The organism is Rathayibacter sp. VKM Ac-2759, assembly GCF_009834225.1.
Classification (GTDB): Bacteria; Actinomycetota; Actinomycetes; order Actinomycetales; family Microbacteriaceae; genus Rathayibacter.
Genome location: NZ_CP047176.1, coordinates 2,737,249 through 2,757,365 on the forward strand (window position 1 = coordinate 2,737,249; position 20,117 = coordinate 2,757,365).

The following is a 20,117-nucleotide window of genomic DNA, read 5'->3' on the forward strand; positions in this document are numbered from 1 at the left end:
ACCCACCACCGCAGGCGGGAGAGCCGGCGGCCCCCTCTCCTGGAGGTGAGGATCTCGATACGCCCGCCCCGCGGGCTACTCGATCAGCAGGCAGTCAGCAGACAGTCCGCCCGCCCGGCCCGCCCGCTGCTCGAGTAGCCCCGCAGGGGCGTATCGAGACCCACCACCGACAGCGGGAGAGCCTGCGGACCCGTCCACTGAAGACGGGGATCTCGATACGCCCACTCCACGGGCTACTCGATCAGCAGGCAGTCCGCAGACAGTCCGCCCGCCCGGCCCGCCCGCTGGTCGAGTAGCCCCGCAGGGGCGTATCGAGACCCACCACCGCCGGCGGGAGAGCCTGCAGATCCGTCCACTGAAGACGGGGATCTCGATACGCCCACTCCACGGGCTACTCGATCAGCAGGCAGTCCACCGACAGTCCGCCCGCCCAGCCCGCCCGCTGGTCGAGTAGCCCCGCAGGGGCGTATCGAGACCCACCACCGCTCGCGGGAGAGCCTGCAGATCCGTCCACTGAAGACGGGGATCTCGATACGCCCACTCCGCGGGCTACTCGATCAGCAGGCAGTCCGCAGACAGTCCGCCCGCCCGGCCCGCCCGCTGGTCGAGTAGCCCCGCAGGGGCGTATCGAGACCCACCACCGCCGGCGGGAGAGCCGGCGGACCCCGCTACTGGAGGTGAGGGTCTCGATACGCCCGCCCGCGGGCTACTCGATCAGCAGGCAGTCCGCAGACAGTCCGCCCGCCCGGCCTGCCCGCTGGTCGAGTAGCCCCGCAGGGGGCGTATCGAGACCCACCACCGCCGGCGGGAGACCCTGCAGATCCGTCCACTGAAGACGGGGATCTCGATACGCCCACTCCGCGGGCTGCTCGATCAGCAGGCACCGGAGACCCTGCCCGCCGGACCCCTCTCCTGAAGGCGGGGATCCCGACGCGGCTCGATCAGCGGGCGCAGCGGTCAGTAGTGCGGCGGCACGTCCTGACGCAGGCGGGCGTCGTTCGGGCCGGTGTCCGGGCGAGCGGGCGGCGCCTCCGGATCGGGGATCGGGGTGTCGTGAGGCGACGGATCGGTGCCGGGCTTCGCCGGCAGGGTGGCCCGCCGGCCGCCGCGCGACCGCCGCAGCGGTCGGTCGGAACCGGCGGGCGACAGGCCCTCCCCCACGGTCAGTCGCGCGGCAGCGGCGCGATCGGCTGCGTCTCGTTCGGGCCGGCACCCGCGGGCACCGCGATCGGACCGGTGGACGCCTCGTCGGTCGGTGCGCCGATCAGACCCGCGACGCGCGCGGCCACGGCCTCGGGGTCGGCGAACAGCTCGAAGTTGTGCACCCGCAGGTAGTGCCAGCCGAGGCGGCGCAGCAGCTCGGGACGCAGCCGCAGCGACACCCGCAGGCTCTGCGTGCTGACGTCGCGGTCGGTCTCGACGACGACCGCGCGCGTCCCGTGGGCCGCGACGAGCGCGAGCTTGCCCTTGTGCCCGATGTTGACGCGGAGCCCGCGGCGCTCGAGGCGGGCGGCGAGGTCGACGAGCATCGGCTCGGAGTAGTCGTCGCGGTCGCTGGGCTGGACGCGGTCCTCCGCCTCCTGCAGCACCTGCGCGAGCGCGACCATGCCGTAGCGCATGCGCGACTCGTCGATGTCTCCCGGACGGAAGCACGAGACGATGTCCATCGAGCGCCGGGCCCGCGTCATGCCGACGGCGAGCAGGCGCTCTCCCCCGGGCTCCGCGAGGGCGCCGAAGTTCGACAGCAGGCGGCCGTGCGGCGTGCGCCCGTAGCCGATCGAGAAGATGACCCGGTCGCGGCTCTGCGCGACCGACTGCTCGAGCGTGACCACCGCGAACGGCTCCGGCCGGTCTCCGAGGATGAAGTCGTTGAGGTCGGCGCGCTTGGCGAACGCGGTGAGCACGGCCTGCTGCACCCGCACCGCGTGGCGCGGGCTCGCGGTGATGACCATGAGCGACTCGCGCGGGCGGATGACCGCGTGCTCGAGGACCAGCTCGACGACCTTCGCGACCTCGGCATCGACGGACTCGACGGCTCCGGAGTCGTTCTCGGGCATGCCGTGGCCGCTGGCGATGTAGTGGAACCGGAGCGAGTCGTGGCCGAGGAACGAGCCGGCCCACGGCAGGGAGTCGATGCGCCCGCCGTAGAAGCGGCGGTTCACGAGCTCAGCCAGATCCTCGCCGCCGGCCCGGTAGCTGCGGGTCAGGGTGACGGTGTTGAGCAGCTCGCCGAGGCGGGCCAGCGCCGACTGCGCGTGCAGAGCCTCGACATCGGTGCGCGATGCGGCGTTGCCGAACTCGACCGCCTCGTCGACCCGCAGGCCGAACGGAGTGGGGGTCTGCGTGACGGGGTCGCCGAACGCGACGATCTGCTTCGCGCGGCGGATCGCTCCGACGTTCTCGGCGAGGGTCGTGGCACCGGCGTCGACGAGGAACACCGCGTCGAACGTGGTCTCGGTGCCGATCCTGTGCACCTCGTACGGCGAGGCGAGCCAGGCCGGAGCGAGCACCCGCGAGAGGTGCGGCGCCGCCTTCTGCAGCTCCTGGGGCGTGGTCGCCGCCTCGGTGCGCAGCAGCGCCCGCAGCGCGTCGCGCTCCTGGGGCCAGTCGACGAGTCCGATCTTCCAGGTCTCGGACAGCTTCCAGGCGAGCAGCTCGGCGCTCGAGGCGGCGTGCGCCTCGTCGACGAGCTTGAAGTCGGCCTCGAGGCGGTCGAGCACCCCGGTGTTGCCGCCGAGGAGCGCTCGCTCGTCGGTCAGCATGATCTCGAGGGCCGAGCGCCACCAGGCGAGGTCGAGCTCGATCGCGACCAGCTCCGCCGGCACGTGGCGGCGCGAGAGGTCGGTCAGCAGCGGGTCGAGGCCCCACTCGCGCAGCGTCGAGAGGAGCGTCGTGCGCTCCTGGAGGTTCGCCAGCACCTCGCTGTCCTCGGCGAGACCCGAGACCATCGAGAGCAGCTCCGCGAGGGGCAGCGACGCGAGCTGGCTGGTGCTCCCCAGGCGCCCCAGCGGCTCGTCGAGGCGCCCGAGCTGGTCGGAGACGTGCTGGAAGGCGACCTGGACGTCGGCCACGCCGACCGGCACCTCGGGAACGGTGCCGGCGACCGCGTAGCGCTGCCACAGCGTCCGCTGCTGCTGCACCCGGCGCAGTGCCGCGTTGAGGTCGGTGACGTGGGCACCCGGGCGCATGTACTCGCGGGCGAGCTTCTTGAGGCGCCGGCGGTTCGTCGAGGACATCTCGGCGGCGTCGCGGCGCGGCGACGTCGCGACGATCAGGTCCTGGATCGAGCGGTCGAAGACGGCGGGCTGGAACTTGTCGAGGGTGTCGCGGACGTCCTGCAGCAGGCGCAGGTAGATGCCGAGCTCGGCGACCGACTCGAACGGGCGCATCCTGGTCTGCCCGATGACGTCCTGCGCGCGGTCGAGCAGGCGCGGCAGGTCGCGCAGGTGCAGGCGCTTCGCGAGCTCGTGCGCGGCCTCGGCGTCGGCGGTCGACTCGAAGTGCGCGCCGTACCAGGGCGAGTCGCCCGGTCCGTAGCGGAACTCGCCGAGGCGGGCCGACTCGATGAGCATGCGCGTCGCCTCGGGGCGGCTGTGCGCGAGGGCGGTGACGGCGCGGCGGTCGAGGCGGGCGGTCGTCGACGGAGGCGTGCGCAGCTGCGAGAGCCGCGCCAGCTCCTCGAGGGCCTGCAGCGCCGACACTCCGAAGCTCCCGTCGCGGCGCGAGAGCGCGCCTCGGTAGTCGAGCAGCACCTTGCGCAGGCGCAGCAGGGCGTCGTCGATCTCGCTGACGGAGGGGCGTGCCGCCTTCTCGTTGCGACCGATCGACTGGATCAGGTCGCGGCGCAGCGTCCGCGGGCCCACCGCGATGCCGCCGAGGCCCGCCGAGAGCAGGCGCTGGTGGATGCTGTCGAGGCTCGAGCGACGGGCGCTGACGACGAGGACGCGCTTGTGCTGAGCGGCGAGGGCGCCGATCGCGTTGACGATCGTCTGCGTCCCGCCGGTGCCGGGGAGCGTCTTCACGACGAGCGAGTTGCCGGCCGCGATGTTCGCGATGACCTGCTCCTGCTCGGCGTCGGCGTCGAGCAGGAGGTTGTCGGTCGCGGGAGGACGCTCGTCCTGCGGGATGATCGACGCCACCTTCTGCGACTGCTGCAGGGCGCGCTTCGCGGCCGGGTTGCCGGCGACGGCGTCGAGCACGGGGTGCTCGAGCATCCGGGCGTCGCGGAGCATGTCGCCCGCGACGTCGGCGAAGCTCGACACGACGAGGCGGGGGTGCACGGCGAACCACGGCAGGTGCGACGTCGACCCGCGCAGCTGGTCGATGACCGGCTGCGGCTTGAAGACGCCGTTCTGCACGGCGAGCTCGACGAACTGCTCGGGGTCGATCGTGATGCCGAACTGCTGCTTCAGGGCGCGGGCGAGCTGCGGGTTGAAGTAGGGCTGGCCCTTGAGCTTCAGCTCGAAGTCGCGGCCGTAGCGGCGGATCGCGAGCGGACGCAGGAGGACGGGAGCGGTGAACTCCGTCTCTCCAGCGCGCCACTGCGCGAGGCCGATGGCGAGGTGGACGCCCTCGATGCCGCGCACCGAGCGCAGCTCGATCCCCTTGTCGGTGATCGCCGCCGCCGCGTTCTTCGCCGTGCGCAGAGCCAGCTCGTCGCGGATCAGCGAGGACAGGAGCGTCGTCTTGCCCGAGATGAAGGGCGGCAGGCCGCCGGGGTGCGTGGTCGAGAGCTCGATGCGCGTGCGCGGCGAGTCGACGAAGTGCAGGAGCGGCGAGGGACCGCCGACCTTGGCGAGCTCCTCGCGCCACGACTGCCACACGGGGTCGGCGACGTTGCCTCCCTGATAGCCGGCCTCGCCGCTGGTCACCTGACCGGGGGTGGTGGCGGTGGGCGGGAGCTGGAGGGAGGACGCCTCCCGCGGGTCACCGGATTCGGGTGAGGTCGCCACCGGTCCGGCTCCTGGGAAATCGTCGACACGTTGCACACGGACACCCTAAACCGGGTACATCCGAAAGACCGTAGCGACGCGGAGGGGCGTCGATCCTGTCCTGGGGAGCGGGCGTCAGAGCGTCCAGGCGGCCAGCGGCGGCGCGATCTCGACGCGGCGCTCGCCGTCGACGACGCGGATCCGGCTCGCCGCACGGTCGTGTCCGCCGGCGCACGCGACCGCGGTCATCACCAGCTCGGCGTGGTCGCGGGTGAGGTAGCCGAGGGCGCTGCGCAGGTCGACGGGGCGGCCGGTCGCGAGCGAGAGCGCGATGCGCACGACCGCCTCCTCCGACAGATCGAGGAGCCCCGCGTGCGTCTCGAGGAGGGCGAGGTCGACGACCGGCGAGCCGGCCGCGCCGCGGACCCAGGGGTACCCGAGGCGGAGACAGCCCGCGCGGGCGAGGAGCTCCTCCGCGACTCCGAGCGCCGGGCCGGCGACGGCGGGCCTCGTCGACGCGATCACTCGGCGACCTCCCGGCGCTCTGACGGGCGACGGGCGAGGACTCGCGCACCGACCGAGACCGCCGGGGCGAGGACGCAGAGGGCGCCCGCGAGCAGCGGAGCGAGCCAGCCGAGGGTGCTCACGCTGTCGACGTCGGGGCCGAGGTACTGCCACTGGGTGACGGCGAAGACGAAGAGCGAGTAGAAGGCGAGGGCGACGCCGGTGAGCGCCGAGACGAGGTCGGCGGGGCGGACGACGCGCCGCTCGGCACCGTCGAGGTCGGGCTCGAGGTCGTCCGCGGGAGCCGGAGGCACCAGCGGCAGCGTGCCGGTGGTCGGAGAGATGCTCATGGAGTCGAGACAAGCAGCCCGGACCGGGCGACGGCGTCCTCCGCTGGCATGACGCCGCGCGACTCCGGGAGGGTGTCGACGCTGTAGGCGCGCTCCACCGGCCTCCGCGACAGCGGCGACTGGAAGCGGAGGAGGTAGCCGTCGGGATCGGTGACGAGGACCTGGCGGACGCCCGCCTCCTCCTCGCCCACCCGGTACCAGCGGGTCTCGGGCGGCGCGAAGAGCTCGATGCCGGCCGCGGCGAGCGCATCGGCGATCGCGTCGGCGTCGGCGACGCGGATCTGCAGGTTCAGGCCGCGGCCGAGAGGACGCTCGAGCGGCGCGGTGATCCAGTCGCGGGTGAGCCCGATCCGGTCGAGCATCACGTGGGCACCGCCCGAGACGAGGTAGGCGAAGCCCTCCTCGGGACGGGAGTAGCGGACGGTGAAGCCGCACGGCCCGCACCAGAAGGCGAGGCTGCGGTCGAGGTCGCCGACCAGCAGCTCGGGGACGAGGTCGGGATCGGAGTCGGGCACGGGACCTCGGATCAGTCCTTCTTGGTGCGGCCCGGCAGGAGCAGGAGGCCCGAGACGCCGACGACGATGAGGAGGATCGCGACGACGGTGACGAAGGAGGCCAGCGCGAGCACCGGCATGATGATCGTGAGCACGCCCGCGATCACCGAGGCGATGCCCGCCGCGATCGGCAGCCATGCGGGGCCGGCGACCGTGCGTCCGCTCGTGATGCTCGAGACGCCGTCGAGGATCCAGCCCACACCGATCACCAGGCCGAGCACGCTGAGCGACTCGAACGGGTTCGAGAGGCACAGGATGCCGGCGACCAGGATGAGCGCGCCGAGGAGCCCCGCGACCCAGCGGACGCGCGCCTCCAGCCGCGACGCGGTGAACGCGAGCAGGAGGCGGAACACGCCCGCCGCGATCAGGTGGATGCCGAAGACGATGGCGACGGTGAGCAGCGTCGGCCCCGGGATGAGGACGCCGATCACCCCGAGGACGATGGCGATCAGGGAGACGCCGATGATCCAGCCGCGCTCGACGGCGGTGCGGGACATCGTGGGCGCGGGGGTGGTCTCGGACATGGAGTTCCTTCGCGTCGGAGGGGGCTGACACGTCGAACGTTAGGGCACGGGGACGCCGCCCGACACGGCCTTGCGCGCGTCGGCTCCGACCGCGTCGCCTCCGCCCGGGCGGGCCCGAGGGCCCGTCGAGCACCTGGTCAGTGCCGGCGGCCGGCCTTCGCGGCCCGGTGGCGACGGACGCTGCGGAGCACCAGCAGCAGGAACAGGACGCCGATCGCTCCGTAGATGATCGCGTCGAGCACCCCGGCGTACTGGTCGACGAGCTCGTACTGCGTCCCGAGTGCGGCGCCGAGCCCGATCAGCAGGCCGTTCCAGACGCCGGAGCCGAGGATCGTGAGGCCCGAGAAGAGGAGGAGGTTCATCCGCTCCGATCCCGCGGGGAGCGAGATCAGACTCCGGACGCCCGGGATCAGCCGGCCGAACAGCACCGCCCAGGTGCCGTGACGCCGGAACCAGCCGACCGCCTTCTCGAAGTCCTCGCGGTCCACGAGGGGGAGCTTGGAGAGCAGGCGGATCGAGCGCTCGGTGCCGATGCGGTAGCCGAGCCAGTACAGGACCAGCCCGCCGAGGTAGGCACCGAGGGTCGCGGTCACGATCACGAGCACGAGGTTCATCCGCCCCTGCTGCGCGAGGAACCCCGCGAGCGGCAGCACCAGCTCGCTCGGGATGGGCGGGAACACCGTCTCGATCAGGGTCAGCAGACCGACGCCGACCTCGCCGAGCGCGGCGATCACCCGGGCGGCGATGCCGACGAGTCCGGAGAGCTCGTCGATGCTGTCGGAGGAGGAGGCGGTGGCCAGGGACGCCGGGGCGAGGGCGAGGGTCGCGATCGTCATGACTGAGAAGCTACTCAGTGTCGGGTGTCCTCACCTGGGAATCCGGCCGCACCGGTCAGGGCGATCCGGTCAGGATGACGTCGCCGGAGTCCTGCACGCGGACCTCGACAGCCGCGATCTCGGCGAGGGCGAGGCCGGTGGCGAGGGTCGGGTGCATGGTGCTGCCCGGCGTGCTGGTCCACGATCCGACGGGCTCGGTCGCGCCCGACGTGTCGGTCACGTACATGACGTAGCCGACGCCTCCCGGGTACGAGCCGGTGTCACCGGCCGGCGCGCCCCAGCTGCAGTCCATGTCGATCCGCGTGCCCCACTCCTCCGAGACGAACTGCACCGTCGCCTCGACCGGCACACCGGGGGCGCTCGCCAGCGAGACGGTGGCGCCCGCGGTCTCGACGGACGGGAGCGACGGGCCGACCACGAGCGGGAGCGCGAGGGCGGCCGCGGCCGAGACTCCGGCCGCGGCGAGGACGAGACCGGCGATCCTCCAGTGCGTTCGCCGGCGGACGGAGGCGGCGGTCGCGGCGAGTCTCGGCAGGAGCGCGGGCGGCGCGGCCTCGAGCCGGCGCTCCTCGGGTGCCTCGAGCAGGCTCAGAGCCTCGTCGTGCGGGAGGTGGGCGAGCAGCCCCGGCAGGGGGACGAACTCGGCGAGCCCGTCGCGGCAGCCCCGGCACGCGCGCAGGTGCAGCTCGTAGGCCCGGCGGTCGCTCGCCGAGAGCGCGCCGAGCAGGTAGGCCGCGTCCCAGTCGCGGTACTCGTCCTCGTGCTGGATCTCGTCGCTCACAGCTCGGTCACCCCCCGCTCCTGCAGGGCGAGCTTGAGCGCCCGCATCCCGTAGTGCATCCGCGACTTGACCGTGCCGGGAGCGATACCGAGCAGCTCGGCGATCTCGCTGACGCTGCGCCCGCCGTAGTAGGCGTGCACGATGACGGCGCGGTGGTCGTGGCTGATCCCGCTCAGCGCGTCCGAGAGCAGCCAGGCGTCGAGCACCTGGTCGGTGCGGTCGGCGTGCGCGCGCTCGGGGACCTCGTCGGTGCCGAACTCGCGGGCGTGGCGGGCGCTCCGGCGGTCGTCGATGACGAGGTTGCGGGCGACGGTGTAGAGCCAGGAGCGGGCTGCGGACTCGCCCTGAGCGAGGATCTCGGGGTGCTTCCAGGCGCGCAGCAGCGCCTCCTGGACCACGTCCTCGGCGAGATGGCGGTCTCCGGTGAGCCGGAGGACGAACCTCCACAGCGCAGCGGAGTGCTCGTCGTGCAGCGCACGCAGCATCTCGGCCTGATCCTCGGACATCTCCACCTCTCTCCTTTCAACGTAGCGGGGGGCCCGGCGGTTCAGTCCGGGGCGCCCGGTTCGCGCCGGCGCGCCCACTCTGGTACTCCGGGTACGGTGACCTTCCCCGATGCCGCCGACGCCGCGCGCGTGCGCACCTTCCTCCGCGACAACCGCGGCCACATCCTCGACGACATCCGCCACCTGGTCATGATCGAGAGCCCCAGCGACTCGCTGGAGGCGCTCGAGGAGCTGCACGCCTACCTCGTGCACTGGGTCGGCGAGCGCCTCGGCCACGCGGCCGAGGTCGAGCACCTCCGCGAGCAGGACGCTCCGCGCGCCACCAGCTGGACCTTCCAGGGCTCGTCCCCCGGCCGCGGCGCCCGCGGCTCCCGCCCGTTCCTCGCGCTGCTCGGCCACTACGACACCGTCTGGCCGCTCGGCACCACCCGCTCGTGGCCCTTCGCCGTCGACGGCGACCGGCTGAGCGGACCCGGCACCTACGACATGAAGGTCGGCCTCGTGCAGATGGTCTGGCTGGTCGCGGCGCTGCGGCACGCGCGCCTCGACCACCCCGCCGTGCGCCTCGTGGTCAACGGCGACGAGGAGGTGGGCAGCCTCTCCTCCCGGGGGTTCCTCGAGCGCCAGAGCAGGGGGGCGGAGGCGGCACTCGTCTTCGAGGGCGCCATCGGCGACGCGGTGAAGACCGCGCGCAAGGGCATCGGCAACTTCGTGGTCGACATCGTCGGGGTGGAGGCGCACGCGGGGGTCGAGCCCGAGAAGGGCGCGAGCGCGATCCACGAGCTCGGCGAGCTCATCCCCCGCATCCTGGCCATCGCACGGCCCGACGCCGGCACCACCGTCAACATCGGGCTGGTCGGCGGTGGCCAGCGCGTCAATGTCACGACCGGGCGGGTGCGCCTCGAGCTCGAGGCGCGGATCCGCGGCTCGGCGGAGGCGGCGCGGGTGGAGGCCGAGATGAACGCGCTCGAGGCGTCGGACCCGCGGATCCGGATCGAGGTGCGCGGCTCGTGGCAGCGCCCGGTCTTCGAGCGGACGGCCGCCGTCGCGGCGCTGTTCCGCCGCGCCGAGCGGATCGCGCGCACCATCGACCTCCCGCTGACCGAGACCGCGGTGGGAGGCGCCAGCGACGGCAACCTGATCGCGGCGCTCGGCATCCCGGTGCTCGACGGACTGGGCGCTCCCGGCGAGGGTGCGCACGCCCGCGGCGAGTCGGTGAGCATCGAGGGGATCCTCGAGCGGATCACCCTCGCCTCGCTCCTGGTCGCGAGCTTCGCGGCCGAGGCCGACGACGAGAGGACACTCCGATGACCCTGTTCGAATCCCGCCCGGTGGGCGTCGTGATCGACGCCCCGGCCACCGAGGTGTACGACTTCGTCGTCGACCCCGCGAACCTGCCGCTCTGGGCCGAGGGACTCGCCTCCGCGTCGGTCGAGGAGGCGGACGGCCGCTGGTTCGCCGACTCGCCGATGGGGCGCGTCGAGGTGCGCTTCGCTCCGCGCAATCCGTTCGGCGTGGCGGATCACGTGGTCACGCTGCCCGACGGGACCTCGGTCGACAATCCGCTGCGGATCCTGGTGAACGGCGACGGGGCGGAGGTCGCGTTCACGGTCCGCCGGCGGCCGGGGATGACCCTCGACGAGTGGGATGACGACTGCGCGCGCGTGGCCGACGACCTCGAGACGCTGCGCCGGCTGCTGGATCGCTCCTCCACAGGCGACTAGACGCCCCTGATCGCGGACTCCGGCCGATCGGCCGCCCCGGCGGGGATAGATTCGATGCACCGTCGGCGCTCCGGCGCCACTCCGCGCGAGAACGAGGGATGCGATGACCTCTCCCGAACCGTCCGTCCGCCCCGCAGGCGGCATCGAGCTCAACGGGCTCGACACGATCCAGGAGTCGGAGCGGCACGGCCGCCCGCGCGACCTGTTCTGGCCGTGGTTCGCCTCCAACGTGTCGGTGCTCGGGCTGAGCTACGGCTCGTTCCTGCTCGGCTTCGGGCTCTCGTTCTGGCAGGCGACCGCGGTGAGCGTGGTGGGCATCGTGCTCTCCTTCCTCTTCTGCGGGTTCGTCGCGGTGGCGGGCAAGCGCGGCTCCGCCCCGACGATGGTGCTCAGCCGGGCGGCCTTCGGCGTCGACGGGAACCGCCTGATCGCGGTGATCTCGTGGCTGCTCACCGTGGGCTGGGAGACGGTCCTCGCCTCGCTCGCGGTGCTCGCGACCGCGACCGTGTTCGAGGAGTTCGGCTGGGACGGCGGCGTGCTGACCAAGGTCGTCGCGCTGATCGTCGTCGCCGCCCTGATCGTGGTCGCGGGGATCGCAGGCTTCCGGCTGATCATGCGGCTGCAGCTCGCGATCACCATCGCCACCGCGGTGCTCACCGTGGTCTACGTCGTCCTCGTGCTCGACCGCATCGACCTGGACGCGGTGGCGAGCCTCCCCGCCGGCTCGGGCGCATCCGTCATCGGCGGCCTCGTGTTCATGATGACGGGCTTCGGGCTCGGCTGGGTAAACGCGGCGGCCGACTACTCCCGCTACCTGCCCCGCACGGCGCGCACCGCGGGCGTGATCGGCTGGACCACCGTCGGCGGCGCGGTCGCGCCGGTCGTGCTGGTGGTCGTGGGCCTGCTGCTCGCGGCGTCGTCGAGCGATCTCTCGGACGCGATCGCCGCCGACCCGATCGGCGCCCTCGCGAGCATCCTGCCGACCTGGTTCCTGCTCCCGTTCATCGTCGTGGCGCTCCTCGGGCTGATCGGCGGCGCGGTCATGGACATCTACTCGTCGGGCCTCGCGCTGCTGAGCACCGGCCTCAAGGTCTCGCGCCCGGTCGCCGCCGGCATCGACGGCGTGCTGATGGTGCTCGGCGCGATCTACGTGGTGTTCATCGCGGGCGACTTCCTCGGCCCGTTCCAGGGCTTCCTGATCACCCTCGGCGTCCCGATCGCCGGCTGGCTCGGCGTGTTCCTCGCCGATCTGGTCCTCCGCCGCCGCGACTACGACCAGGAGGCGCTCTACGACTCCCGCGGGCGCTACGGCAGCGTCTCGATCGCTCCGGTCCTGCTCGTCGTGATCGGCTCGGTCATCGGCTGGGGGCTCGTCGTCAGCTACGCCCCCGGCTTCGAGTGGGAGGGCTACCTGCTCGGGCCCATCGGCGGTCGCGACGGCGCGTGGGCGGGGGCGAACCTCGGCGTGCTGGTGGCGCTCGTCATCGGCTTCGCGGGCACGCTCCTGCTCTCGCGGTCGGCCGTGCGCCGGCAGGAGCGCGACGCATGAGCCTCCTGGTCGCGATCGACCTGCAGCACGTCTTCGCCGATCCGGAGTCGCCGTGGGGTTCCGGCGAGTTCGCCCGGGCGGCGGAGGGCACCCGGCGCCTGATCCCGGCCTTCGGCGAGCGCGTCGTGACGACCCGCTTCGTCGCGCCGGCCGAGCCGACCGGCGCGTGGATCCCCTACTACCGCGACTGGCCGTTCGCACTCGTGCCGGAGGGCGACCGTCTCTACGAACTGGTCGACGGGTTCGAGGGGCACCGGACGGTGACGGCGACGACGTTCGGCAAGTGGGGGTCCGAGCTCGAGTCAGCCCTCGACGCGTCCCGCGAGCTGGTCCTCACCGGCGTCTCGACCGACTGCTGCGTGCTGTCGACGGCGCTCGCCGCGGCGGACGCGGGAGTCCACGTGAGGGTGGTGGCGGACGCGTGCGCGGGCGCCTCCGAGGCCGACCACCGGCGGGCGCTGGACGCCATGGCCCTGTACGCGCCGCTGATCACGCTCACGACGGTCGACGAGGTGCTCGCCGGCGCCGGCGACCGAGGCTGACCGGCGGAGTCGCCGCTCGCGCGATCGCGTGCGCACGGCCTCTCACCCCGATGCCGCGCGACGCGGCATGATGGCGGCATGTCCTCCGACAACGGCCGCGACAGCGCGGCGCCCCGAGTCCTCGTCATCGGCGAAGCGCTGATCGACATCGTCGAGCGCGACGGCGCGAGCACCGAGCACGTGGGCGGGTCTCCCGCCAACGTCGCGCTGACCCTCGCCCGGCTCGGGCGCGAGGCGACGCTCGTCACCGACATCGCCGACGACACCCGCGGCCGGCGCATCGCCGAGCACCTCGGCGCCTCGGGGGTCGAGGTGCTCCGCGGCGACTCCGAGCGCACCTCGACCGCCCGCGCGGTGCTCCGCGAGGACGGCTCGGCCGAGTACGTCTTCGACCTCTCCTGGAACCCGCCCGCCGCGGACCCGACCCGGGCCTCCCACGTGCACACCGGGTCCATCGCGGTCTACCTCGAGCCGGGCGGCTCCGCGGTGCTCGAGCTCCTCGAGGCGCTGCCCGCCGGCGTCACGGCGAGCGTGGACGCGAACATCCGCCCCGCCCTCGTCGGCGAGCACCGTGACGCCCTCGCGCGCTTCGAGCGCGTCGCGGCGGCCTGCGAGATCGTCAAGCTCAGCGACGAGGACGCCGAGTGGCTCTACCCGACGATGCAGCTCGACGAGGTGCTGACGCGCCTGCTCTCGCTCGGCGCGCAGCTCGCCGTGGTGACCCGCGGCGCCGACGGGCTGCTGCTCGCCTCCGCCGGCGCCCGGGCGACCGTGCCGGCCGCGCGGATCGTCGTCGCCGACACGATCGGCGCGGGGGACTCCGCGATGGGGGCGATCCTCGACGAGGCGTTCCGTCAGGGCCTGGGCGCGCCGAACGGGATGCTGCTCGACGAGCCGTCGCTCCGGGCGATCGGGCACTGGGCGGCGCGGGTCGCCGGCATCACGACGTCGCGCGCGGGCGCGAACCCCCCGACACGCGCGGAGGTCTGAATCGGGTCGTTGCCCGCGGGCTCGGCCGGGTCGATACTGGGCGCGTTCCCGACAGGAAGGCGCCCCATGTCCACCAGTCTCAGCCCCTACATCGGCTTCCGCGACAACGCTCGCGAGGCGATGGAGTTCTACCGATCGGTCTTCGGAGGGGAGCTGCAGTCGAGCACCTTCGCCGACTTCCACGCGAGCGAGGATCCGGCCGAGCAGGACCTGATCATGCACTCGCAGCTGACCACGCCGAACGGCCTGATCCTGATGGCGTCCGACACCCCGAGCTCGATGACCTACGAGGAGGGCTCCCGGATCACCGTCTCGCTGTTCGGCGACGACGACGCCGAGCTGAGCGGCTACTGGGACTCCCTGGCCGACGGCGGCTCCGTCTCGATGCCGCTCTCGGACTCGCCGTGGGGCGACCGGTTCGGGATGCTCACCGACCGCTACGGAGTGAACTGGATGGTCAACATCGCCGGTCCGTCCGCCTGACGCGTCCCGATCGCCTCCCGCACAGGCGCAGAATGGAAGGGCCGCCTCGAGTCGGGGCGGCCCCACCCTCTGACGAAGGCTGCAGATGACGATCACGCTCGGGTACAAGGCATCGGCGGAGCAGTTCGGGGCGCGTGAGCTCGTCGAGCTCGCGGTCGCCGCCGAGCGGCACGGCTTCGAGAGCGCCGTCGTCTCCGACCACTTCCAGCCCTGGCGCCACACCGGCGGCCACGCGCCGTTCTCGCTCGCGTGGCTCGCGGCGGCCGGGGAGCGGACGTCGACCATCCGCCTCGGCACCTCCGTCATGACTCCGCACTACCGCTACAACCCGGCCGTGATCGCGCAGGCCTTCGGCACGCTCGGCGTGCTCTACCCCGACCGCATCATGCTCGGCGTCGGCACCGGAGAGGCGCTCAACGAGGTCGCCACCGGCTACCAGGGTGCGGGCGAGCAGACCTGGCCCGACTTCAAGGAGCGCTTCGCGCGCCTGCGCGAAGCCGTGCGCCTCATGCGCGCCCTGTGGGCCGGCGACCGCGTCACCTTCGACGGCGAGTACTACTCCACCCACGAGGCGTCGATCTACGACAAGCCCGAGGACGGCGTCCCGGTCTACATCGCCGCGGGCGGCCCTGTCGTCGCGAAGTACGCCGGCCGGGCGGGCGACGGCTTCATCTGCACCTCCGGCAAGGGCATGGAGCTCTACACCGAGAAGCTGCTCCCCGCGGTCGAGGAGGGCGCGGCGGCCGGCGGGCGCGACTCCGCGGGCATCGACCGGATGATCGAGATCAAGCTCTCGTACGACACCGACCCCGCCCTCGCGCTCGAGAACACGCGCTTCTGGGCGCCGCTGTCGCTGACTCCCGAGCAGAAGCACTCCCTGACCGACCCGGTCGACATGGAGAACGCCGCCGACGAGCTGCCGATCGAGCAGGTCGCCAAGCGCTGGATCGTCGGCTCCGACCCCGACGAGACGGTCGCGCAGATCAAGCCCTACGTCGACGCCGGCTTCACCCACCTGGTGTTCCACGCGCCGGGCGACGACCAGCAGCGCTTCTTCGACGCCTTCGAGCGCGATCTGGCGCCGCGACTGCGCGCGCTCTGAGCCGCCCGACCTCCTCCCCCGCCGACTCCGCGTCGGCCGACCCCTCCGGAAGAGCCGCATGACCGCCCCCACGGCCGACGTCCTCGCCCGCCTCGCCGAGGGCGAGCCGATCACGCGCGCCACGGCCGAGATCCTGCTCTCGGCGCGCGGCGCCGATCTCGACGCGCTCCTGGACGCCGCGGGGCGCCTGCGCGACGAGGGGCTCGCCCGCCGCGGCCGCCCCGGCGTGATCACGTACTCGCGCAAGGTCTTCGTCCCGCTGACCAAGCTGTGCCGCGACCGCTGCCACTACTGCGTGTTCGTCGAGACTCCCGGCGGCCTCGCCGCCAAGCGCGAGTCGACGTTCATGGAGCCGGAGGAGATCCTCGAGGTCGCGCGCGCCGGAGCCGCGCTCGGCTGCAAGGAGGCGCTGTTCACCCTCGGCGACCGCCCCGAGGACCGCTGGCCGGTCGCGCGGGCCTGGCTCGCCGAGCACGGCTACTCGTCGACGCTCGAGTACGTGCGCGCCATGGCGGTGCTCGTGATGAGCGAGACGGGCATGGTCACGCACCTCAACCCCGGCGTGATGTCGTGGGCCGAGCTGCAGCGCCTCCGGCCGGTCGCGCCGTCGATGGGCATGATGCTCGAGACGACCGCCGGTCGGCTGTGGTCCGAGAAGGGCGGCGTGCACTACGGGTCTCCCGACAAGGACCCCGCGCTCCGCCTCCGGGTGCTCGAGGACGCCGGCCGCAGCCGCATCCCCTTCACCACCGGCGTTCTGCTGGGCATCGGCGAGAACGACGCCGAGCGCGCCGACGCGCTGTTCGCGATCCGCGAGTCGCACGAGCGCTGGGGTCACGTGCAGGAGTGCATCGTGCAGAACTTCCGCGCGAAGCCGCGCACGGCGATGCAGAACGAGGTCGACCTCGAGCTGCAGGAGTACGTCGCCAACGTCGCCGTCGCGCGGCTGGTCGTCGGCGCCGACGTGACGATCCAGGCGCCGCCGAACCTGACCGACGAGCAGGAGCTGGGGCTGCTCATCCGCGCCGGGATCGACGACTGGGGCGGCGTCAGCCCGCTGACCGCCGATCACGTGAACCCCGAGCGCCCCTGGCCGAACATCGACGACCTCGCGCGCCTGACCGCGAACGCGGGGTACACGCTGCACGAGCGTCTCACCGCGCACCCGCAGTACCTCCGCGACGCCGCGACCTGGATCGACCCGCGCGTCGAGCCCTACGTGCTCGCGCTCGCCGACCGGGAGTCGTGGCTCGCCGACGAGGCGGCCGCGGTGCTGCCGCGGGCGTACCGCGAGTCGCTCGACGCGCCGACGCGCGTGCAGGCTCCGACGCTCTCCGCTGTCCTCGCGCGCGCCGCTCTCGACCCCGCCGGACTCGACGACTCCGACTACCTGGCCCTGCTGGCCGCCGACGGCGACGACCTGGAGGCGCTCGCCGCGCTCGCGGACGACGTGCGCCGCGAGGCGGTCGGGGACGCGATCAGCGTGGTCGCCAATCGCAACGTCGACACGTCGCTGTGGGGCGCGGGAGGTCTGAGCACCGAGCGGCTCGGATCCCTCGCCGACGAGGCCGTGTCGCTCGGCGCGACCGAGCTCTGCCTCCAGGGCGCCCTGCCGGCCGAGCACTCGGGCGACGACCTCCTCCTGATCGCGCGGACGCTGAAGGCGCGCCAGCCCTCGCTGCATCTGCACGCGTTCCGGCCGGCCGAGATCCTCGACGCCGCTGCGCGGACGGGGCGCACCGTGCCCGCGATGCTCGCGGCGCTGCGCGGAGCCGGAGTCGACTCGGTCCCGGGCACCGCCGCGCGGATCCTCGACGACGACGTCCGCCGCCTCCTCAGCGAGGGGACGGACCCGAGCGTCGCGGCCTGGCGGGAGTCGGTCACCGCCGCCCACCGCGCCGGGCTGCGCTCGACCGCGACGATGGTCTACGGCCACGTCGAGACGCCGGAGCAGCAGATCGCGCACCTGCGCACCCTCGCCGGGATCCAGGACGAGACGGGCGGCTTCACCGAGTTCATCGCCATGCCGTTCGTGCCGGCGGAGGCGCCTCCCGCGGTCGTCCGCGCGACGCGCGGCGGGCCGACCCTGCGCGAGACGCGGGCCGTGCACGCGGTGGCGCGCCTCCTCCTGCACGGCCGCATCGCCCACGTGCAGACCGCGTGGACCAAGCTCGGACTGCACGCCTCGCAGGTCCTCCTGCGCGGCGGGGCCGACGACCTCGGCGGCCTGCTGCTCGACGGGTCGACCCCCGAGCTGGGCGCGGAGGCGCACCGCTCGCTCGACATCGCGACCGTGGCCCGGATCGCGGGCGAGCTCGGCCGGCCGTGGCGGCAGCGGACCACCGACTACGGGAGCGTCGCGGCCGAGCGGGTGCTGCGGCCGGTCGTGCGACCGCTGCTCCCGGTGCGCGAGTCGCGGATCCGCCGCGTGTCATGACCCGGCGCGCCGAGTTCCTCGAGCGCCAGGCCTCGGTCGTCAGCGACGAGTCGATCCTCGTCGGCGGGCGTCCCGTCCGGCTGCTCACCGCGGGGCGTCCCGACGCGTCCGTCGTGCTCCTGGTCACCGGGCCGGGCCGGGGCCTGCAGGACGACACGGCCCTGCTGCTCCCGATGCTCGCGCGTCGGCGGAGGGTCGCGGCCCTCGATCTCGAGGGGCTCGACGATCACGCGGGCGCGGTGAGCGCGGTGCTCGACCACCTCGGCGCCCGCGAGGCGGTCATCATCGGCCACTCGCTCGGCTCCGCGGTCGCGATCGCCGCGGCCGGGGCCGATGCGCGCGTCCGGGCCCTCGCCCTCGTCGCCGGCTGGCTGCGGCCGACCGAGCGGCTCGTCACGCTGGCCCGGCTCTGGCGGACGCTGCCTGCGGAGGCCCGCGCGGATCTCGCGCGCCTGGTCGCCGTCCGCTCGCCCGCCGCGCTCGGCCCCGGACACCCCTCGCCGCTCGCCGTCGACTCCGACCTGCTCGTCGAGGCCGCCCGCGCCGACTCGAGCGCGGCGGCCGGTCGCCTCCGCATCCCGGTGCTCGTGGTCGGCTGCACCGCCGACTCCGTCGTGGGTGTCGAGGGCGCGGAGGCGCTGCTCGGTGCGATCGACGACGCCCGGTACGCGGTGGTCGACTCCGGCCACGCGGTACTCGCCGAGCGCCCCGCCGAGCTGCTCGCCGTGCTCGAGCACTTCCTCGCCGACCCGCGGCGCGACCCGGCAGGCTCCGTCCTGCCGCGGATGAGGGTCTGATGGACGTCGACGTCCTGATCATCGGCGCCGGGTTCGCCGGGATCGGCGCCGCGACCCGCCTCGCGCGCCGCGGCGGCGCCTCCTTCGCGGTGCTCGAGCGCGCCGAGCGCGTCGGCGGGACGTGGCGCGACAACGACTACCCGAACGTCTCGTGCGACATCCCCTCGCACCTCTACTCGTACTCCTTCGCGCCGGAGCCGGACTGGTCGGCCTTCTACGCGCCGGGCGCCGAGATCCAGGGCTACCTCGAGCGGGTCGTCGAGCGCGAGCGGCTGACCGCGCACCTGCGGCTCGGCACCGAGGTGCTCGAGATGGTGTTCGACGAGTCGTCGCGGCGATGGCGCGTGGACACCTCGCAGGGCGAGTGGACCGCCGCGGTGCTCGTGGTGTGCGCGGGGCGGCTGTCGGAGCCGCGGCTGCCGGCGATCCCGGGGCTCGACGCGTTCGCGGGGCCGGCGTTCCACTCCGCTCGCTGGCGGCACGACGTCGACCTCGACGGCGCGCGGGTCGGCATCGTCGGCTCGGGGGCGTCCGCCGTGCAGATCGTGCCGCACCTGGCCGAGCGGGCGGCGTCGGTCGTGCTCTTCCAGCGCTCGGCGCCCTACGTCGTGCCGCGGCGCAACCGCGAGTACCCGCTCGAGGAGCGCCGGACGCTCGCCCGCGTGCCCGGCGCGCTCGAGCGCCTCCGCGAGGACCTCTTCTGGCGGGCCGAGCTCGGCTTCGCTGGTCGCGTCGGCGTGCCCGCCGCGATCGACCGGCTGCGAGCGGAGGCGTTCGGCCACCTCGCCGGGCAGGTCGCCGACCCGGACCTCCGCGCCGTGCTCACGCCCGACTACGAGATCGGCTGCAAGCGGGTGCTGCTCTCGGACGACTACTACCCCGCGCTGACCGGGCCGCACGTCCGCGTGGTGCCGAGCCCCCTCCGCCGCATCGAGGGCTCGTCGGCGATCGGCGACGACGGGGCCGCCCACGAGGTCGACGTGCTGGTCTTCGCGACCGGCTTCCACTCCACGCGACCGCCCTTCGCCCGCCGGATCCGCGGCCGCGACGGACTGCTGCTCGCCGACCGCTGGGCCGATGGGATGTCGGCCTACGACTCGACCACGGTCCACGGCTTCCCGAACCTCTTCGTGATCAACGGGCCCAACGCGAGTCTCGGCCACAACTCCGCGATCCACATGATCGAGACGCAGATCGACTACGTGCTCGCCGCGCTCGATCACCGGGAGACCTCCGGGATCGACGTGCTCGAGGTCACCGCCGAGGCCGAGGCCGCCTCCGTCGCGCGGGTGGATGCGCTGAGCGCCGACACCGTCTGGACGAACGGCGGCTGCGAGAGCTGGTACGTCGACGCGGCGAGCCGCCGCCTGACCCTGCTCTGGCCCGACTTCGCCTTCGCGTTCCGCGAGGAGCTCGGGCGCTTCGACCCGGCGGCGTACGCGCCGGCCTAGGCGCGGGCACTCGTCCACCCGGTCCGCGCCCGGTCGATCCGTCGCGGACGGCCTGT

Annotated in this window: 18 protein-coding genes; 10 read left to right on the forward strand and 8 right to left on the reverse strand. The window is 73.4% G+C overall.

The genetic code is table 11. The features are described from left to right. Positions 1-1,163: 1,163 nt before the first annotated feature. The 8 genes from GSU68_RS12655 to GSU68_RS12690 form a co-directional block, all read right to left on the reverse strand. Positions 1,164-4,871 (reverse strand): AAA family ATPase, encoded by a 3,708-nt coding sequence (locus GSU68_RS12655; RefSeq protein WP_244259501.1) that lies wholly within the window; start codon positions 4,869-4,871, stop codon positions 1,164-1,166. A 195-nt stretch (positions 4,872-5,066) separates the two neighbouring features. Continuing rightward, the gene (locus GSU68_RS12660; RefSeq protein ID WP_159908864.1) at positions 5,067-5,456 is read right to left on the reverse strand and encodes a hypothetical protein; all 390 of its coding nucleotides are present in this window, start codon (positions 5,454-5,456) and stop codon (positions 5,067-5,069) included. Next, entirely contained in the window at positions 5,453-5,785 is a 333-nt protein-coding gene (locus GSU68_RS12665) for a hypothetical protein (protein WP_159908866.1), read from the reverse strand. Before GSU68_RS12665 ends, GSU68_RS12660 begins: the two co-directional genes overlap by 4 nt. Further along, positions 5,782-6,300, reverse strand: coding sequence for a VOC family protein (locus tag GSU68_RS12670; protein ID WP_208544569.1), 519 nt, complete (start codon positions 6,298-6,300; stop codon positions 5,782-5,784). The genes GSU68_RS12665 and GSU68_RS12670 overlap by 4 nt, the downstream gene beginning before the upstream one ends. A gap of 11 nt (positions 6,301-6,311) precedes the next feature. Further along, positions 6,312-6,863: a DUF308 domain-containing protein gene (locus GSU68_RS12675; protein WP_159908868.1), complete on the reverse strand. Its 552-nt coding sequence runs from the start codon at positions 6,861-6,863 to the stop codon at positions 6,312-6,314. Positions 6,864-7,000: 137 nt separating this feature from the next. Continuing rightward, positions 7,001-7,699 (reverse strand): DedA family protein, encoded by a 699-nt coding sequence (locus GSU68_RS12680; RefSeq protein WP_159908870.1) that lies wholly within the window; start codon positions 7,697-7,699, stop codon positions 7,001-7,003. Positions 7,700-7,754: 55 nt separating this feature from the next. Further along, positions 7,755-8,480, reverse strand: coding sequence for a zf-HC2 domain-containing protein (locus GSU68_RS12685; RefSeq protein ID WP_159908872.1), 726 nt, complete (start codon positions 8,478-8,480; stop codon positions 7,755-7,757). Continuing rightward, on the reverse strand, positions 8,477-8,986 hold the full coding sequence (locus tag GSU68_RS12690) for a sigma-70 family RNA polymerase sigma factor (RefSeq protein WP_159908874.1): 510 nt from the start codon (positions 8,984-8,986) through the stop codon (positions 8,477-8,479). Before GSU68_RS12690 ends, GSU68_RS12685 begins: the two co-directional genes overlap by 4 nt. A gap of 96 nt (positions 8,987-9,082) precedes the next feature. On the opposite strand from GSU68_RS12690, the gene GSU68_RS12695 reads away from it, so the two are divergent. The 10 genes from GSU68_RS12695 (at position 9,083) to GSU68_RS12740 (ending at position 20,061) form a co-directional block, all read left to right on the forward strand. After that, complete coding sequence (locus GSU68_RS12695) at positions 9,083-10,297, forward strand: M20/M25/M40 family metallo-hydrolase (RefSeq protein ID WP_159908876.1); 1,215 nt, start codon at positions 9,083-9,085, stop codon at positions 10,295-10,297. Next, on the forward strand, positions 10,294-10,710 hold the full coding sequence (locus GSU68_RS12700) for an SRPBCC family protein (RefSeq protein ID WP_159908878.1): 417 nt from the start codon (positions 10,294-10,296) through the stop codon (positions 10,708-10,710). The genes GSU68_RS12695 and GSU68_RS12700 overlap by 4 nt, the downstream gene beginning before the upstream one ends. 103 nt (positions 10,711-10,813) lie before the next feature. Next, positions 10,814-12,259, forward strand: a complete 1,446-nt coding sequence (locus tag GSU68_RS12705) for a cytosine permease (RefSeq protein WP_159908880.1) — start codon at positions 10,814-10,816, stop codon at positions 12,257-12,259. After that, positions 12,256-12,801: a cysteine hydrolase gene (locus GSU68_RS12710; protein ID WP_159908882.1), complete on the forward strand. Its 546-nt coding sequence runs from the start codon at positions 12,256-12,258 to the stop codon at positions 12,799-12,801. The genes GSU68_RS12705 and GSU68_RS12710 overlap by 4 nt, the downstream gene beginning before the upstream one ends. 78 nt (positions 12,802-12,879) lie before the next feature. Next, a complete protein-coding gene (locus GSU68_RS12715) occupies positions 12,880-13,791 on the forward strand; it encodes a carbohydrate kinase (protein ID WP_159908884.1) in 912 nt (303 codons plus the stop codon). A 66-nt stretch (positions 13,792-13,857) separates the two neighbouring features. Continuing rightward, complete coding sequence (locus tag GSU68_RS12720) at positions 13,858-14,274, forward strand: VOC family protein (protein WP_159908886.1); 417 nt, start codon at positions 13,858-13,860, stop codon at positions 14,272-14,274. Between the two features lie 85 nt (positions 14,275-14,359). After that, positions 14,360-15,376, forward strand: coding sequence for a glucose-6-phosphate dehydrogenase (coenzyme-F420) (gene fgd, locus GSU68_RS12725; RefSeq protein ID WP_208544570.1), 1,017 nt, complete (start codon positions 14,360-14,362; stop codon positions 15,374-15,376). 58 nt (positions 15,377-15,434) lie between these two features. Next, positions 15,435-17,813 carry a 7,8-didemethyl-8-hydroxy-5-deazariboflavin synthase CofG gene (gene cofG, locus GSU68_RS12730; RefSeq protein ID WP_159908888.1) on the forward strand — a complete coding sequence of 793 codons (2,379 nt, stop codon included), beginning with the start codon at positions 15,435-15,437 and terminating at the stop codon, positions 17,811-17,813. After that, positions 17,810-18,610 (forward strand): alpha/beta hydrolase, encoded by an 801-nt coding sequence (locus GSU68_RS12735; protein ID WP_159908890.1) that lies wholly within the window; start codon positions 17,810-17,812, stop codon positions 18,608-18,610. Before cofG ends, GSU68_RS12735 begins: the two co-directional genes overlap by 4 nt. Beyond that, positions 18,610-20,061 carry an NAD(P)/FAD-dependent oxidoreductase gene (locus GSU68_RS12740; RefSeq protein WP_159908892.1) on the forward strand — a complete coding sequence of 484 codons (1,452 nt, stop codon included), beginning with the start codon at positions 18,610-18,612 and terminating at the stop codon, positions 20,059-20,061. The genes GSU68_RS12735 and GSU68_RS12740 overlap by 1 nt, the downstream gene beginning before the upstream one ends. The last annotated feature ends 56 nt before the right edge of the window (positions 20,062-20,117 follow it).